The 14935-nt window shown below is 71.6% G+C and carries 18 protein-coding genes; 10 read left to right on the top strand and 8 right to left on the bottom strand.

Annotated elements, in window-relative coordinates; genetic code table 11:
- Nucleotides 1–91 precede the first annotated feature (91 nt).
- Nucleotides 92–1339, bottom strand: coding sequence for a cytochrome P450 (locus MZC64_RS36215; protein ID WP_247760291.1), 1248 nt, complete (start codon nt 1337–1339; stop codon nt 92–94).
- 679 nt (nt 1340–2018) lie between these two features.
- On the bottom strand, nt 2019–2579 hold the full coding sequence (locus MZC64_RS36210) for a sigma-70 family RNA polymerase sigma factor (RefSeq protein WP_247760292.1): 561 nt from the start codon (nt 2577–2579) through the stop codon (nt 2019–2021).
- A 70-nt stretch (nt 2580–2649) separates the two neighbouring features.
- Here MZC64_RS36210 and MZC64_RS36205 point away from each other — a divergent pair, with 70 nt between their 5' ends.
- Together MZC64_RS36205 and MZC64_RS36200 are read left to right on the top strand one after the other, a co-directional pair.
- The gene (locus MZC64_RS36205) at nt 2650–3393 is read left to right on the top strand and encodes a zf-HC2 domain-containing protein (RefSeq protein WP_247760856.1); all 744 of its coding nucleotides are present in this window, start codon (nt 2650–2652) and stop codon (nt 3391–3393) included.
- A gap of 3 nt (nt 3394–3396) precedes the next feature.
- A complete protein-coding gene (locus MZC64_RS36200) occupies nt 3397–4743 on the top strand; it encodes an MFS transporter (protein ID WP_282106431.1) in 1347 nt (448 codons plus the stop codon).
- A 168-nt stretch (nt 4744–4911) separates the two neighbouring features.
- Here the strand turns inward: MZC64_RS36200 and MZC64_RS36195 are convergent, their stop codons facing one another.
- Both MZC64_RS36195 and MZC64_RS36190 read right to left on the bottom strand, forming a co-directional pair.
- Nucleotides 4912–5163: a hypothetical protein gene (locus MZC64_RS36195; protein ID WP_247760294.1), complete on the bottom strand. Its 252-nt coding sequence runs from the start codon at nt 5161–5163 to the stop codon at nt 4912–4914.
- Between the two features lie 11 nt (nt 5164–5174).
- Nucleotides 5175–5477 (bottom strand): hypothetical protein, encoded by a 303-nt coding sequence (locus MZC64_RS36190; RefSeq protein ID WP_247760295.1) that lies wholly within the window; start codon nt 5475–5477, stop codon nt 5175–5177.
- 108 nt (nt 5478–5585) lie between these two features.
- Between MZC64_RS36190 and MZC64_RS36185 the strand changes: the two genes are divergently transcribed.
- Nucleotides 5586–5885, top strand: a complete 300-nt coding sequence (locus MZC64_RS36185) for a DUF2218 domain-containing protein (RefSeq protein ID WP_247760296.1) — start codon at nt 5586–5588, stop codon at nt 5883–5885.
- Between the two features lie 71 nt (nt 5886–5956).
- On the opposite strand, the gene tesB is transcribed toward MZC64_RS36185, so the two are convergent.
- Entirely contained in the window at nt 5957–6916 is a 960-nt protein-coding gene (gene tesB, locus MZC64_RS36180) for an acyl-CoA thioesterase II (protein WP_247760297.1), read from the bottom strand.
- Between the two features lie 56 nt (nt 6917–6972).
- Nucleotides 6973–8403 (bottom strand): pyruvate kinase, encoded by a 1431-nt coding sequence (pyk, locus tag MZC64_RS36175; protein ID WP_247760298.1) that lies wholly within the window; start codon nt 8401–8403, stop codon nt 6973–6975.
- Between the two features lie 154 nt (nt 8404–8557).
- On the opposite strand from pyk, the gene MZC64_RS36170 reads away from it, so the two are divergent.
- The 7 genes from MZC64_RS36170 to MZC64_RS36140 all read left to right on the top strand — a co-directional run bounded on the left by MZC64_RS36170 (nt 8558) and on the right by MZC64_RS36140 (nt 13444).
- On the top strand, nt 8558–8860 hold the full coding sequence (locus tag MZC64_RS36170; protein ID WP_246492698.1) for a VanZ family protein: 303 nt from the start codon (nt 8558–8560) through the stop codon (nt 8858–8860).
- A 63-nt stretch (nt 8861–8923) separates the two neighbouring features.
- Entirely contained in the window at nt 8924–9226 is a 303-nt protein-coding gene (locus tag MZC64_RS36165; RefSeq protein WP_247760299.1) for an urease subunit gamma, read from the top strand.
- Nucleotides 9223–9522: an urease subunit beta gene (locus MZC64_RS36160; protein WP_247760300.1), complete on the top strand. Its 300-nt coding sequence runs from the start codon at nt 9223–9225 to the stop codon at nt 9520–9522. The genes MZC64_RS36165 and MZC64_RS36160 overlap by 4 nt, the downstream gene beginning before the upstream one ends.
- Entirely contained in the window at nt 9519–11240 is a 1722-nt protein-coding gene (locus tag MZC64_RS36155) for an urease subunit alpha (RefSeq protein ID WP_308301106.1), read from the top strand. The genes MZC64_RS36160 and MZC64_RS36155 overlap by 4 nt, the downstream gene beginning before the upstream one ends.
- Complete coding sequence (locus MZC64_RS36150; protein ID WP_247760301.1) at nt 11240–12001, top strand: urease accessory protein UreF; 762 nt, start codon at nt 11240–11242, stop codon at nt 11999–12001. Before MZC64_RS36155 ends, MZC64_RS36150 begins: the two co-directional genes overlap by 1 nt.
- Nucleotides 12002–12011: 10 nt before the next feature.
- The gene (ureG, locus tag MZC64_RS36145) at nt 12012–12701 is read left to right on the top strand and encodes an urease accessory protein UreG (protein ID WP_247760302.1); all 690 of its coding nucleotides are present in this window, start codon (nt 12012–12014) and stop codon (nt 12699–12701) included.
- A complete protein-coding gene (locus MZC64_RS36140; RefSeq protein ID WP_247760303.1) occupies nt 12701–13444 on the top strand; it encodes an urease accessory protein UreD in 744 nt (247 codons plus the stop codon). The genes ureG and MZC64_RS36140 overlap by 1 nt, the downstream gene beginning before the upstream one ends.
- A gap of 130 nt (nt 13445–13574) precedes the next feature.
- Here the strand turns inward: MZC64_RS36140 and MZC64_RS36135 are convergent, their stop codons facing one another.
- Nucleotides 13575–14219, bottom strand: coding sequence for a DUF2461 domain-containing protein (locus MZC64_RS36135; RefSeq protein ID WP_247760859.1), 645 nt, complete (start codon nt 14217–14219; stop codon nt 13575–13577).
- Complete coding sequence (locus MZC64_RS36130) at nt 14219–14872, bottom strand: DUF2461 domain-containing protein (protein ID WP_247760304.1); 654 nt, start codon at nt 14870–14872, stop codon at nt 14219–14221. The genes MZC64_RS36135 and MZC64_RS36130 overlap by 1 nt, the downstream gene beginning before the upstream one ends.
- Nucleotides 14873–14935 lie beyond the last annotated feature (63 nt).

Below are 14935 nucleotides of genomic sequence, written 5' to 3'. Positions count from 1 at the left end.
CCATCGCACCGGGTGCGCGCCCGGCGAGACGGGGGAATGTGGTTGTCGGACAAGGCCACCGGGCGTCACGGCCCGGTGAAGATCGTCGGTTTCAGGCGAACGCGGGCTGGGCCAGCGCCGGTTCGAAGGTCACCGGCAGCCGGGCCACCCCTCGGCCCAGCACGGCCTGGATCCACTCCAGGTCCTCGGCGGCCACCGCCAGCCGCAGCCCCGGCAGGCGGCGGATCAGCGCGGACACCGCGGTCTGGGCCTGGATCCGGGCCAGCGCGGCGCCGGGACAGAAGTGGATGCCGTGCCCGAAGGCGACATGCGGGTTCGGGGAGCGGGTGAAGTCCAGCCGGTCGGGATCGGCGAACCGCCGCCCGTCCCGGTTGGCCGCGCCCAGGGAGACGATGACCGACTCGCCCGCCGGGATCCGCACCCCGTGCAACTCGCTGTCCTCACGGAAGAAGCGCCAGGTGGTGATCTCGAACGAGCCGTCGTAGCGGTACAGCTCCTCCACCGCGCCGGGCAGCAGTTCCGGCCGCGCGGCCAGCTCGGCGAACTCGGCCGGGTGCGCCAGCAGCGCCACGGTCATGGTGGTGATCTGGTTGGTCACCGGCTCCTGCCCGGCGGCGAAGAGCTGGAAGATCATCGAACTCAGTTCGTGATCGGCCAGATCGCCCGCGTCGTTGGCCCGCACCAGTGCGGAGAGCAGGTCGTCGGCGGGGTGTTCCCGCTTGTGCGCCACCAGTTCCGCGATGTAGTCCTGGCACCCCTCCAGCAGTGCCAGGTACGCGGGCCTGCCCGGCTCGGTGGGCCCCACCGGGGCCACCACCTTGCGCCACTCCGGCTGGAACCGGGCCCGGAAGTCGGCGTTGATGCCCAGCACCTCGCTCAGCGCCAGGAACGGGAACTCCGCGGCGAAGTGCTCGACCAGGTCCGCGCTGCCACCCCTGGCGACCTCGGCCACCACATCGTCGAGCAGGGACTCGGCGATCCGCTCCACCTCGGCCCGCAGCGCGGCCATCCGGCGCGGGGAGAAGGAATCGGTGACGTGCTTGCGCATCCGGGTGTGCGTGGGCGGATCCTGGTGCAGCAGATGCGCCTGCAGCCTGCCGTGGTAGGGCTCCGGCATGCTCGCGGAAAGCCGTCGCCACTGCTCACCGCCGTGGCGGTGGTCCTTGGACAGGCGCGGATCGGCCAGTGTGGACACAGCGGCGTCGTAGCCGGTGACCAGCCAGCCCACCACCCCGCTGGGGAAGGCGACCCGGTGCACCGGGCCCTGCTCCCGTAGCCGCGCGTAGGTCGGGTACGGGTCGCGTTTGAACTCTCTCGTGTGTAAGAAGACCGGTTCCATCTTGGTCCGTCCTCGGTGTCCGTGGGTCATCGGCGGCTGAACCCGGCGCAGGGCGCGACGTGCGGAGGGCGCGACCCGATTCGGGGTGTGGGTGAGCTGACCACTGGCGGCTCGCACGTTGGCGGGCGAACGGGGCACAGCGAGTGATCCGAATGCAGCAAGGCTCCTCCTTTAGTCCACAACCATGGGTCGGTAAAAGCCCATGGCGAGTTCCCCGGCGTTGTTGTGCCGGTACTCACGGTCCTGCCTGCGCCGTTCGGCGGCAGGCGTCCTTGGAGGAGGAGGACGCATACCACGTACTTGCTGAACGACCGGCTTTGCTCTTTGGTAGCACGAAAACCCGGTAAGTGAATCCGAGGAGGGAACTTAGCAGCGGCCAGAACTGCCGGGCCGCTGGTTCAGATTCTTGGAACGCTCCTTGAAAACGTCTACGACAAAGGTTGGATGTCCCGACAAACGATGCACACTGAGCCGTTGGGACGCCATACCTTCGGACATCCCGGCAGGTCAGTCAGCCGGATACGACCGAGCGCCGGGAGCGACCGCGGTCAGGAGCTGTCAACCAACTGAACACGAGAGCGCTCTCGCCTTTGGAAAGTCGACATCGGGAAACGGACCCGATAGGGCAATCGGAGCATCCCGGACGCCGGACCGGACAGCCGGTCGACAGGCTGAGTGGTCACTCGCTGGCGGCGGAGCGCCGGGTCCCCTCGCCCAGGGCCAGCACCAGCTCCTGCCGGGCGCGGGCCACCCGGGACCGGATGGTGCCCACGGGGCAGCCGCAGACCTCGGCGGCCTCGGCGTAGCCCAGGCCGATGACCTGCGTCAACACGAACGCGGCGCGCTGGTCCTCGCCCAGTTCGCGCACGGCCAGCTGGAGCGCGACGGCCTCGTCCACGCCCGGGGTGAGCGGGGTGGCGCGCTCGGCGGTGTCCTGCCAGTCGACCCCGCCGGAGATCCGCGGCCGGGCCATCGCCGAGCGGACCTGGTCCACCGCGACCCGGCGGGCGATGGAGAGCAGCCAGGTGCGGGCGTGGCTGCGGCCGGCGAAGCGGTGCACGCTGCGCAGCGCCCGGACGAAGGTCTCCTGGGTGAGGTCCTCGGCCTCGTCCCGGCCGGCCAGGTGCACCAGGAAGCGCCAGACCTCGCGCTGGGTGGCCCGGATGAAGGCGGCGGCCGCGACCTGGTCGCCCCGGCCGGCGGCCAGCGCCCACTCGGTGATCTGGGTGTCATCGGCCATGGCCGGAACTTTAACCACGAAAGTGGGAACGGAGGGAACTGGACGAGGGTTCAGTCCGACCTTGAGACACGTGGACTGCTCGAACTACCAGGAGCTGCTCTCCGCTCGGCTGGACGGCGAGGAGCCGCCCGATGCCGCCCGGCTGGACGCGCACCTGGACGCCTGCGCGGACTGTTCTGCCTGGTACGACCGGGCAGCGCGGATCACTCGGCTGGCTCGGACCGGGGTGGCCGAGGCCGGGCCGGACCTGGTCGCGGCCGTGCTGGCCGAGCTGCCGCCGCGGCGCGGGGTGAGCCTGCTCGCCGTGTTGCGCTGGGCACTGGGCCTGCTCGGCATCGCCCAGGTCACCCTGGCCATGTCGGTCTTCCTCAGTCCCGGCGGCGGCGACCACCACGGCGGCGGGCTGCTGGCCGCGGGCGCCACCCACCTCTCGCACGAGAGCGCGGCCTGGAACCTGGCGCTCGGGGTGGCCTTCGGCTGGGCCGCGCTGCGCACCCGGCAGGTGGCCGGCCTGGTGCCAGTGCTGGGCACGTTCGTGGTGGTGCTGTTCGGGGTGAGCCTGCTCGACCTGGTGCGCGGCGGGGTCGCGCCGACCAGGGTGGCCGCGCACCTGGTGGCGCTGGCCGGGCTGGTGCTGATCGTGCTGCTGGCCCGCTTCGGCGACTCCCGGCACCGGCCCGCTCCCGCGGACCGGGCCGACTACGAGGAGTACGACAATCCGCACGGACCGTTGTTCCCGGTGTCCGATATTCCCCGGCTCAATCCCGGCCGGCCGGGCGCGGCTAGCGCGCGCGACCGGCAGCATGTGGCCTGATTGATGCCGGAAATTAACCAGCGCAATCAATGGTCGCTGGTGTTCGCCGCCGGAATGGTCGCGTTCACATCCTTGTTGACGATGAACAGTGTGAACATCGCGTTACCGACGATGCAACACGAATTCGGTGTCGACCCGGGCGCGGCTCAATGGATTGTGCTGGCCTACCAGCTGCCGTTGATCGCGCTGGTGCTGCCCAGCGGCCGCTGGCTGGACCGGGTCGGCGCCCGGCCCGCGCTGGCGCTGGCGGTCGGCGGCTTCGCGCTGACGAGTCTGGCCGGGGCGGCCAGCGGTGACTTCGCCCTGCTGCTGGCGGTGCGGATCGCGCAGGGCTGTTTCGGCGCGCTGATGCTCGCGCTGACCCCGGCGCTGGCCACCAGGGCGGTGCGGCCGGAGGCCAGGGCGCGGGCGATGAGCGTGCTGGCCACGCTCGCCCCGCTGGGCGCGCTCACCGGTCCGGCGCTGGGCGGGCTGCTGCTGGAGGTCTCCGGCTGGCCCGCGGTGTTCCTGCTGAACACGCCGATCTGCCTGCTGGTACTGGGCATCGGGCTGCGCGCCATCCCGGCGGACCGCCCGCTGCGGTGGCCGGACCGGAGCTGGCTGGCCGAGGCCGCGCTGGTGGCCGGCGCGGTGTCCGCGGTGCTACTCGGGGTCACCTTCGCCGCCCGCGATGGCCTGCCCTGGCTCGCCCTGTCCCTGCTCGCGGTGCCGCTGTTCCTGGTGTGGCACAGGCGTTCCACCAGCGTCGCGGTGCTGGAGTTGGTGCGCCGCCCTGGAATGGCCGGTCCGCACCTGACGTTGCTGGCCGTGGGCCTGGCTTTCGCCGCGATGAACCTGATCCTGCCGTTCTACCTGCAACGCGTGCTGCACGCCGATCCGTCCACCACCGGCCTGACCATCCTGGCCTTCCCGGTGGGCATGGCCCTGGCCGGACCGCTCGGCGGCCTGCTCGGCGACCGCTGGGGCGCCCGCCGCACCGGCCTGCTCGGCGTGGCGGTGGTGGCTGCCGGACTGCTGCTGGTGCTGCCGCTGGCCGAGTCCTGGCAGCCGTTCGACCTGGGGTGGCGGCTGTTCGCGGCCGGGCTGGGCATGGGGCTCTACGGCGGCCCGGTGCAGTCCCTGGCCATGGGCGCCGCGCCGCGCGGCCAGATCGCCACCACGGCCGCGACCGTCCAACTGGCCCGCAGCATCGGCTTCGCCCTGGGCCCAGCACTGGCCACCACCCTGTGGGCGATGAGCGGGTACACGCTGCCCGGCATGCGCCTGGCCCTCGGCCTGGCCGCGCTGGCCGCCGCGGCGGCGCTGCCCGCGCTGGCGCTCTCCCGCCCCCGGTCTCTGGCCACCGCCTAAACAACCAGTCCCACCCCTACCGCACCGGCGTGTTGGCCGTTGTCGTACCCAGTCTTGGCCGAACTCGTACCACTTGGCCCAACTGGTACGCCCACTTGGGCCAAACTGGCGTACCAGTTTGGCCAACTCGCCGCCCACAACGGCCAACACAGTGGGGGTGGGTGCTGGTTAGAGTGCGTGCGGCCGGCCGTGTTTCGCTTGGGACACATGGGTTTTCATTGACTCGCGCAGCGCGGCGCCCAGTGCGGGCGGCAGCTGGTCCGGGTTGCCCGCGGTGAACGGCGGTTCGGGCGCGTACTCGATCAGTGCCTGGGCCCGCTGCGCCGCCTCCCGCCCCCACAGCGCGGCGGCCAGGTGCAGTGCCATGTCCATCCCGGCGGACACCCCGGCGGCGGTGATCACGTTGCCGTGCTTGACCACCCGCTCCGTGCTCAGCTGCGCGCCGCGGGCGGCCAGCTCCTCCGGAACGCCCAGTGCGTGGTGGCCAGCACGTGCAGCCGCGCCTTGCTGTCGGCGATGCGCAGCACCTGCCATGGGCCGACCAGGTCCAGCACGGTCATGCCGGTGAACCCGAGGAAGGCGATCCGCACGCCGTCACCCTCGGGCCAGCTCGACCGCGGCGCGGGCGCCGTGCCGGCCAGGGTCAGCGCACCGGCCGCGACCGCGGTCGAACGCAGCAGCAGGCGGCGGGACAGGCGCGGACCGGCGGGCAGGAAACCGTCGAACTGTGTCAAGGAGGCTCACCCCGATCGTGGTGCGGTCGCCGTCACCTTGGTCACGGGGCACACCGGGGCGCGGTTCAACTAAGGCGAACCTAACAAGCCGTTAGCTATGCTCAGGACATGACGACCAACCTGATCAGCGCCGAGGCCGCGGTCACCACCGACCGCCCGGGGCGCTACCTCACCCAGCTCTGCAAGCACTTCGCGCACAAGATCGAGTCCGCCGAGTTCACCGAGGAACGCGGCGACCTGAAGTTCGCCGCGGGCAGCTGCGAGCTGACCGCGGAAGACGGCGTGCTGCGCCTGCGCGTGCACGCCGACTCCACGGAGAACCTGGACCGCATGGAGCACGTGGTGGCCAGCCACCTGGTCCGCTTCGGCCAGCGCGACGAGCTCGTCGTCACCTGGACCCGACGCTGACCCACCCACTTGGGCCAACTCGTACGCCCACTTCGGCCAACTTGGCGTACGAGTTTGGCCAACTCGGCGGTTTAGAGCGGGGATTCCGTCGCGAGCCGCATCAGGCCCTCCTGCACGACCGTGGCGACCAGCTGGCCGTCGGCGGAGAAGAAGCGGCCGGTGGCGAGTCCGCGGCCGCCTGAGGCGCTCGGCGACACGCAGTCGTAGAGCAGCCACTCGTCCGCGCGGAACGGCCGGTGGAACCACATCGCGTGGTCCAGGCTGGCGCCGATCACGCCGTCGGAACCCCAGTTCAGGCCGTGCCTGGCCAGGACCCCGTCCAGCAGGGTCATGTCCGAGCAGTAGGCCAGCAGGCACACGTGCAGCAGGTCGTCGTCGGGCAGTTTGCCGTCGGCGCGCATCCAGACCTGGTTGTTGGCCTCGGGGCGCGGGCCGGAGTCCTTGGACACCCAGGGCGGGTCGGTCACGTAGCGGACGTCGATCGGCCGCGGCATGGTCGCCCACGCCTTGAGCTGCTCGCGGTAGGGCGCGGTGCGCTCCGCATACGTTGGCAGGGTCTCCGGCGCGGCCACCTTCGGCATCTCGTTGGCGTGTTCAAGCCCCTCCTCGACCACCTGGAAGGAGGCGGACAGCGAGAAGATCGCCTTGCCGTGCTGGATGGCCACCACGCGGCGGGTGGTGAAGGAACGGCCGTCCCGGATCCGGTCCACCTCGTACACGATCGGGACCCTCGGGTCGCCGCCGCGGATGAAGTAGGCGTGCAGCGAGTGCACCTTGCGCTCCGGCGGCACCGTGCGGCCGGCCGCGACCAGCGCCTGACCGGCGACCTGGCCGCCGAACACCCTGGTCGGCGAGACCGCGGGACTGACCCCGCGGAAGATGTTCTCCTCGATCTTCTCCAGGTCGAGCAGCGCGACCAGGCGGTCGAGGATCGGCTGGCCGTGCGGGACACCGTCCAGGGCCAGGGGCGCGGGATGCGCTCCCTGGACCCCGGACGGGTCAGCGGCTGCGGCGCGGGCTGCCTCAGTCACGTCAGGACACTCCCCAATGGGCGCTAGGCCCAGGTGGAGGGCGTCAGGCCGACGAATTAGGCATGGTCCTCTTCACCCAGGCGGTGTACGCGGATGAGGTTAGTCGAGCCCACGGTCCCGGGCGGGGAACCTGCGACGATGACCACAAGGTCGCCGGGGGAGTACCGGCCGATGGACAGCATCGCGTGATCGCACTGCCGGACCATGGCGTCGGTGGAGTCCACCTCGGGCACCAGGAAGGTCTCCACGCCCCAGCTCAGCGACAGCTGGCTGCGCACCTCGGCCTCCGGGGTGAAGGCCAGCAGCGGCAGCGTGGTGTGCAGGCGGGCCAGCCGCCGCACGGTGTCGCCGGACTGGGTGAAGGCGACCAGGGCCTTGGCGTTGAGCCGCTCGCCGATGTCGCGGGCGGCGTAGGAGATCACGCCCCGCTTGGTGCGCGGCACGTGGGTCAGCGGCGGCACCGTGTCCGTGGTGGTCTCGGTCTCCACGTACCGGACGATCCGCGCCATGGTCTCGACGGTCTCGATCGGGTAGCGCCCGACACTGGTCTCGCCGGAGAGCATGACCGCGTCCGCGCCGTCGAGCACCGCGTTGGCCACGTCGGATGCCTCCGCCCTGGTGGGGCGGGAGTTCTGGATCATCGAGTCCAGCATCTGGGTGGCCACGATGACCGGCTTGGCGTTCTCGCGCGCGATCTGCACCGCCCGCTTCTGCACCACCGGCACGTGCTCCAGGGGCAGCTCGACGCCCAGGTCGCCGCGGGCCACCATGATGCCGTCGAAGGCCAGCACGACGGCCTCCAGGTTGTCGACCGCCTCCGGCTTCTCCAGCTTGGCGATCACCGGCAGGCGGCCGTTGCCGACCCGGTCCATCACCTGGTGCACCAGGTCGATGTCGGCTGGCGAGCGCACGAAGGACAGCGCGATGAAGTCCACCCGCAGACCGAGCGCGAACTCCAGGTCCTCGATGTCCTTCTCGCTCAGCGCCGGCACGGACACGTCCATGCCGGGCAGGGAGATGCCCTTGTTGTCGCTGACCGTGCCGCCCTCGGTCACGTCGCAGACCACGTCCTGGCCCTCGACGCCGACCACGACCAGGCCGACCTTGCCGTCGTCGACCAGCATGCGGTCGCCCGGCTTGGCGTCCTCGGCCAGACCCTTGTAGGTGGTGGACACCCGGTCATGGGTGCCCGCGATGTCCTCGACCGTGATCCGCACCCGGTCGCCGGTGCGCCATTCGACCGGCCCGTTGGCGAAACGCCCCAGCCGGATCTTGGGTCCTTGCAGGTCGGCCATGATGCCGACCGCCTTGCCGGCCTCGTCACTGGCCTGGCGCACGATGTCATAGATCTGCTTGTGGTCGGCATGGGTGCCGTGACTGAAGTTCAGCCGGGCGACGTCCATGCCAGCGGCAACCAGGTCGCGCACCTTCTCCGGGGTCCCCGTCGCGGGCCCCATCGTACAGACGATCTTCGCTCGTCGGCTCACGGTCCAGCAGCTTAGCTGCCCGGCTGTACCGATCACGGTACCGATACGGGAACTTGTCCACCTTGTTCCGGCAAGATGAAGAACTGTGCGTCAAGCGAACGTTCGGGTGGTCCCTTTTGTCGTCGCCTCGCTACTGAGCGTTGTGGTTTTGTTCATGCCCGCGTCAGGTGTGCCATCGGCGCCGCCCGGCACGGACAAGGTGATCCACTTCAGCCTGTTCGCGCTACTGGCGGTGACCGGCATGATCGCCGGCTTCCGGCTGCCCTTCCTGGTGGCCGGGCTGGTGGTGTGGGCGGGGCTGTCGGAGTTCCTGCAGGCGGTGCTGCCGATCGGCCGGACCGGCGGGCTGCCGGACGCGCTCGCCGACCTGCTCGGGGCCGCGGTCGCGCTGGCAGTGTGGCTGCTGGTGCGGTCCTGGCGGCGGTCACGCGATCGGGGGAATGTTTCCGACGGGTGAACTCCGTCCGGGTGAGCCGCCTGGGCGTTGGAACGGCGACGATCAACGCCTAGGTTCTGAAGGATGCGTCTGTCGCCCCGCGAGCAGGAGAAACTGCTCGTCCACGTGGCCGCCGACCTGGCGGCCCGGCGCCGCGCCCGCGGGTTGCGGCTGAACTACCCCGAGGCGGTCGCCCTGCTCAGCTCCTTCGTCATGGAGGGCGCGCGGGACGGGACCACGGTGGCCGAGCTGATGGAGTCCGGCCGGAATGTGCTGAGCCGGGAGGACGTCATGGACGGCGTGCCGGAGATGCTGCACTCGGTGCAGGTCGAGGCGACCTTCCCGGACGGGACCAAGCTGGTCACCATCCACGAGCCGATCCCGTGATCCCCGGCGAGATCATCCCGGCGGCCGGCCGGATCGAGCTGAACGCGGGCGCGCCGCGGCGGCAGCTGCGGGTGGCCAACACCGGCGACCGGCCGGCCCAGGTCGGTTCGCACTACCACTTCGCCGAGGTCAACGTCGCGCTGGAATTCGACCGCGCGGCCGCCGAAGGACACCGGCTGGACATCCCGGCGGGCACCTCGGTGCGGTTCGAGCCGGGCGTGGTGCGCGAGGTGGACCTGGTGCCCCTGGCCGGCCGGGGTGTAGTGCCGGGACTGAGCCTGCGGAGGCCGGAGTGAGTTCGATGGACCGGGCCGGGTACGCGGCCAGGTACGGCCCGACCACGGGCGACCGGGTGCGGCTGGCCGACACCAACCTGCTGATCGAGGTGACCGAGGACCGCTGCGGCGGACCCGGTCGGGCCGGTGAGGAGGTGGTCTTCGGCGGCGGCAAGGTGATCCGCGAGTCGATGGGCCAGTCCGCGGCCACCAGGGCCGAGGGCGCCCCCGATCTGGTGATCACCGGCGCGGTGGTGCTGGACCACTGGGGCGTGATCAAGGCCGATGTGGGCGTGCGGGACGGGCGGATCGTCGCACTGGGCAAGGCGGGCAACCCGGACACCATGGACGGGGTGCACCCGCAACTGGTGATCGGGCCGTCCACCGAAGTGCTCGCGGGCAACGGGATGATCCTGACCGCGGGCGCGGTGGACGCGCACGTGCACCTGATCTGCCCGCAGCAGCTGCCCGAGGCACTGGCCGCCGGGGTCACCACGGTGGTCGGCGGCGGCACCGGCCCGGCCGACGGGACCAGGGCCACCACGGTCACCCCCGGGTCCTGGCACCTGGAGCGGATGCTGGTCGCGCTGGACGGCTATCCAGTCAACGTGGCCTTGCTGGGCAAGGGGAACACCGTCCGCGAGGAAGCGCTGTGGGAGCAGCTGCGGGCCGGGGCGAGCGGGTTCAAACTGCACGAGGACTGGGGCACCACGCCCGCCGCGATCGACGCCTGCCTGCGGGTCGCGGACGCCTCCGGGGTGCAGGTGGCCATCCACACCGACACGTTGAACGAGGCCGGGTTCCTGGAGTCCACAGTGGACGCCATCGCCGGCCGCTCGATCCACGCCTACCACACCGAGGGCGCCGGCGGCGGGCACGCGCCGGACGTGATCAAGATGGCCGGGGAGGCGTTCGTGCTGCCCTCCTCGACCAACCCGACCCGGCCGTTCACGGTGAACACCCTGGACGAGCACCTGGACATGCTGATGGTGTGCCACCACCTGGACCCGACACTGCCGGAGGACCTGGCCTTCGCCGAGTCCCGGATGCGCCCGAGCACCATGGCCGCCGAGGACGTGCTGCACGACCTGGGCGCCATCTCCATCATCAGCTCGGACTCCCAGGCGATGGGCCGGATCGGCGAGACCATCGTGCGCACCTGGCAGACCGCGCACGTCAACAAACTCCGCCGGGGCGCGCTGCCCGGCGACGGCGGCTCGGACAACCTGCGCGCGCGGCGGTACGTCGCCAAGTACACGATCTGCCCCGCGGTGGCACACGGCCTGGACGACGAGGTCGGCTCGGTGGAACCGGGCAAGCTGGCCGACCTGGTGCTGTGGGAGCCCGCGTTCTTCGGCGTGCGCCCGCACGTGGTGGTCAAGGGCGGGCTGATCGCCTGGGCCGCGATGGGTGACCCCGGCGCGTCCATCCCGACCCCGCAACCGGTGTTCGCCCGGCCGATGTGGGGCGCGGAACCCGTTGCGGCAGCCCATTCCTCGGTGCACTTCGTGGCCCCGGCGGCCCTGGCGGACGGACTCGCGGAACGCCTGGACGTGCGGCGGAAGCTGGTGCCGGTGGCGAACATGCGTTCGCGCGGCAAGGCGGACCTGCCGAACAACACGGCGCTGCCCCGGATCGAGGTGGATCCGGACACCTTCACCGTGCGCGTCGACGGCGATGTGGTGGAGCCCCAGCCTGCCGAATCGCTGCCGATGGCGCAGCGGTACTTCCTGTTCTGATGGTCGCGGCGGGACTGCTGCTGCTCGCGGACGCCCGGCTGCCCGCGGGCGGACACGTGCACTCGGGCAGCGTGGAGGCGGCGGTGCGGGCCGGTGCGGTGACGGATGTGCCGTCGCTGCACGGATTCCTGCGCGGTCGGCTGGTCTCGGCCGGGCTGGTGGCGGCGGCGTTCGCGGCGGCGGCGACCCGGCTGGCGGAGTCCCTCGACGGTGGGGACGCGGCCTGCTGGGCTGAGCTGGACGCGGAACTGGACGCGCGGACTCCGGCGGCCGGGCAGCGGCTGGCCTCGCGGCAGCAGGGGCGGGGGTTGTTGCGCGCCTTGCCCCGGCACCCGGCGGGCGGCGCGGCGGCCGGACCCGGTGGGGCGGGCAGCATCGGCGGGGCTGCCGGACCCAGCGCGGAGGAGGTCGATGCGGCGGCGGTGCTGGCCGCGTTGCGGGCCGGATGTCCGGCCGGAGCCCATCATCCGCTCGCGTTCGGCGCGGGCGCGGCGATGCTCGGTGCCAGCGCGGAGGACGCCGCCGTGGCCATCGCGCTGGCCGCGGTGACCGGCCCGGCCTCGGCCGCGATCCGGCTGCTCGCCTTCGACCCGTTCGCGGTCCAGTCCGTCCTGAACTCGTTGTCGTCCACAGTGGACAGTGTGGCGGCTGCCGCGGCGATTCCCGTGCCCTGGAACGAACTCCCGGCTGAGGGCGCGCCCGCGCTGGACGTCCTCGCCGACACCCATCCCACGCTCACCGACACGCTTTTCGTGTCCTGAAAGGAGTTCCATGGGCGCCTACCACGGCGACGGCCCGCACGACGACGGCCCGGACCCGCACGCGCACCTGCACCGGCTCGGCGCGAGCCCGCGGATCGGCATCGGCGGTCCGGTCGGCTCCGGCAAGACCGCGCTGGTCGCCGCGCTCTGCCGGACCCTGCGCACGGAACTGCGGCTCGGCGTGGTGACCAACGACATCTACACCACCGAGGACGCGGAGTTCCTGCGCCGCAACGCGATCCTGCCCGATGACCGGATCAGCGCGGTCAAGACCGGGTGCTGTCCGCACACCGCGATCCGGGACGACATCACCGCGAACCTGGACGCCATCGAGGACCTGGAAGCCCGGCACGGGGCCTTCGACCTGGTCCTGGTGGAAAGCGGCGGGGACAACCTGACCGCGACCTTCAGCAAGGGCCTGGTGGACCGGCAGATCTTCGTGGTGGACGTGGCCGGTGGCGACAAGGTCCCGCGCAAGGGCGGGCCGGGGGTGACCCTGGCCGACCTGCTGGTGATCAACAAGACCGATCTGGCCCCGCTGGTCGGCGCGGACCTGGACGTGATGGCCAGGGACGCGGCGGCGATCCGGGGTGAGTTGCCGGTGCTGTTCAGCTCGCTGACCGCGGACCCGGCGGCCAGCGGCGTCACTGCCTGGGTGCGCCAGATGCTGGCCGAGCTGACACCCGCGCACCAGCACTGATGCGCGCGGACGCGGCGCTGACCGTGCTGGCCGCCCCGGACGGCCGGTCCGTGGTGACGGTGCAGCGCTCCCGCCCGCCGCTGACCCTGCGCCGGATCCGCGCCGCCGGACCGGGCGCCGAGGTCTGCCTGGTCGGCTCGGCCGCCGGTCCGCTCGGCGGCGACGAACTGACCCTGACCCTGGCGGTCGGGCCGGGGGCGGCGCTGCGGCTGCGCTCGACCAGCGCGCAGCTGGTGCAGCCGGACCTGGACGGACAGGCGGCTAGTGTGCGGATGTGTGCCACGGTCGGCGCGGGCGCGGTGCTGACGGTCGGGCTGGAGCCGACGGTGCTCGCCGCCGGCTGCCTGCTGCACGCGAGCACCGAGGTCGAGCTGGCCGCGGACGCGACGCTGTGCTGGCGGGAGACCACCGTGCTCGGCAGGCACGCGGAACCGGCAGGCCGGGCGGTGCAGCGCTGGCGGGTGCGCCGGGCCGGGCGGCCGTTGCTGCGCAACACGACCACGCTGCTGGACCCGGCCGGCTACCGGTCCCCCGCGTTACTCGGCGAGGCCCGGGTGCTGACCACCGTGCTGGTGGCCGCGCCCGGACTGACGCCGCCGGAGCGGGTGCTCTCCGGTGGCCGGGGCGCGGTGCACGTGCTGCCGGAGGCGGCGCTGGTCAGCGTGCTGGCCGCGGACACGGTGGCGGCGGCGGCCGGGCTGGCCGAGCTGGCCGAGGGCTGGCTGGACAAGCTGTCCGGGTGAGGTGGCGGTTGTCCGGTGGTTGGGTTGTCCGGCGATCGGGTCCGGCGCCGGACAACGCGGTCGACGTAGAAACGTGGTGCCGCCCGGAGTGGTCAGGGGGACTGCACCGGGTGGTGGCTCGCCGGCCGCGTCAGGCGCTGGGGGGACCGACGTGGTCGGCGAGCCAGGCGGTCAGCGGGGCCAGTGCCCGCCAGTGCTTGCGCACCCGGGTCAGGCACTCGCGTTCATGCAGGTAGTCGCCGGGTTCCCAGGCGCGGCTCGCGTACAGCGAGCGGTGCCGCAGCAGCTCGACCCGGGGATGATCCGGTTCGACGCCGCGCGGGCGGGTCTTCATCACATCGCCCTGCACGTCCCAGCCGGCCTTGGTCAGCTTGGCCAGGATCTTGACCAGTTCGCCGCCGCGCCGGTCCTCGGCGACCGCGGTGCGGAAGCGGGCGAGCTGGTCGGCGGCCACCCGGTAGCAGCCGCCGGCCAGCATCAGCCCGTTGGCGGAGAGCTGCACGTAGTAGGTGGACTCCCCCAGCTTGCCCCCCGCGAGCGCGCCGCAGGCGGTCTTGTACGGGGTCTTGTCGTTGCTGAACCGGACATCCCGGTACGGCCGGAACACCTTGCCCGGCCCGAACTCCTCTTCCAGCTCGGCCAGCAGCGCGGTCATCGGCAGCCGGACGTCCTGGTCGTAGGTGTCCTTGTGATCGGTCCAGTAGGCCTTGGAGTTGTCCGCCTCCAGGCCGTCGTAGAAGTCCACGGCGTGCTCGCCAAACCCGGTGAATCCCATCATCGCCGCCACTGGTCGCTGAGGCCGACGTGGTCGGCACACCATTCGTTGATCGCGTTCAGTTCCCGCCAGCCCAGCCGGACCCGCTCCAGGCATTCCGGGCCGTGCAGATCGTCGTCTGGCGGCCAGCGCCGGGCGACGTAGAGGGAGCGGTGCCGCAACAAGTCCAGGCGAGGATGTTCGGGGTCGACGCCACGGGGCTTGGTCTTCATGACGTCTCCGCACACCTCCCAGCCCGCTTTGACCAGCTTGGCCAGGATGACGCGGAACCGCTGTCCGCGCCGCTCGTCGTCCACGGCGGTGCGGTAGCGGGCGAGCTGGTCCGGCGCCATCGCGAAGGAGCCGCCGCCGATCATCAACCCCTCGGCGCCGACCTCCACATACCAGGCCCCGCCGCCGCGCCCCTGCTCGACGACGCCGCCGCAGTGGTCCTTGTACGGCCGCTTGTCCTTGCTGAACCGGACATCGCGGTAGGGGCGGAACACCTTGCCCGCGCCGAACTCGGGTTCGAGTTCGGTGAGCAGGCGTTCCATGGGGGCGCGGATGTCGCGGTCGTAGGTGGGCTTGTTGTCGGTCCAGTAGGACTTGGAGTTATCGGCCACCAGACCGTCGAAGAAGTCGACCGCGTACTCGCCGAAACCCGAGAACTCCATGCCTGGCAGCCTACGACCGACCCCCGACACGACCCGATCCGGTCGACTTGGCCCAAGTCGTAC

Origin of the sequence: Crossiella sp. S99.2, assembly GCF_023094165.1 — a bacterium.
In the GTDB taxonomy this organism is placed as follows: Bacteria; Actinomycetota; Actinomycetes; order Mycobacteriales; family Pseudonocardiaceae; genus Crossiella.
This window is presented reverse-complemented; position numbering and strand designations above follow the sequence as displayed.

What these genes read in the sequence shown, in the direction of transcription:
- MZC64_RS36215 (WP_247760291.1), bottom strand. Translation starts at nt 1,339, where the DNA reads ATGGAACCGGTCTTCTTACACACGAGAGAGTTCAAACGCGACCCGTAC.
- MZC64_RS36210 (WP_247760292.1), bottom strand. Translation starts at nt 2,579, where the DNA reads ATGGCCGATGACACCCAGATCACCGAGTGGGCGCTGGCCGCCGGCCGG.
- MZC64_RS36200 (WP_282106431.1), top strand. Translation starts at nt 3,397, where the DNA reads ATGCCGGAAATTAACCAGCGCAATCAATGGTCGCTGGTGTTCGCCGCC.
- MZC64_RS36185 (WP_247760296.1), top strand. Translation starts at nt 5,586, where the DNA reads ATGACGACCAACCTGATCAGCGCCGAGGCCGCGGTCACCACCGACCGC.
- MZC64_RS36170 (WP_246492698.1), top strand. Translation starts at nt 8,558, where the DNA reads ATGCCCGCGTCAGGTGTGCCATCGGCGCCGCCCGGCACGGACAAGGTG.
- MZC64_RS36165 (WP_247760299.1), top strand. Translation starts at nt 8,924, where the DNA reads ATGCGTCTGTCGCCCCGCGAGCAGGAGAAACTGCTCGTCCACGTGGCC.
- MZC64_RS36150 (WP_247760301.1), top strand. Translation starts at nt 11,240, where the DNA reads ATGGTCGCGGCGGGACTGCTGCTGCTCGCGGACGCCCGGCTGCCCGCG.
- ureG (WP_247760302.1), top strand. Translation starts at nt 12,012, where the DNA reads ATGGGCGCCTACCACGGCGACGGCCCGCACGACGACGGCCCGGACCCG.
- MZC64_RS36140 (WP_247760303.1), top strand. Translation starts at nt 12,701, where the DNA reads ATGCGCGCGGACGCGGCGCTGACCGTGCTGGCCGCCCCGGACGGCCGG.
- MZC64_RS36135 (WP_247760859.1), bottom strand. Translation starts at nt 14,219, where the DNA reads ATGGGATTCACCGGGTTTGGCGAGCACGCCGTGGACTTCTACGACGGC.
- MZC64_RS36130 (WP_247760304.1), bottom strand. Translation starts at nt 14,872, where the DNA reads ATGGAGTTCTCGGGTTTCGGCGAGTACGCGGTCGACTTCTTCGACGGT.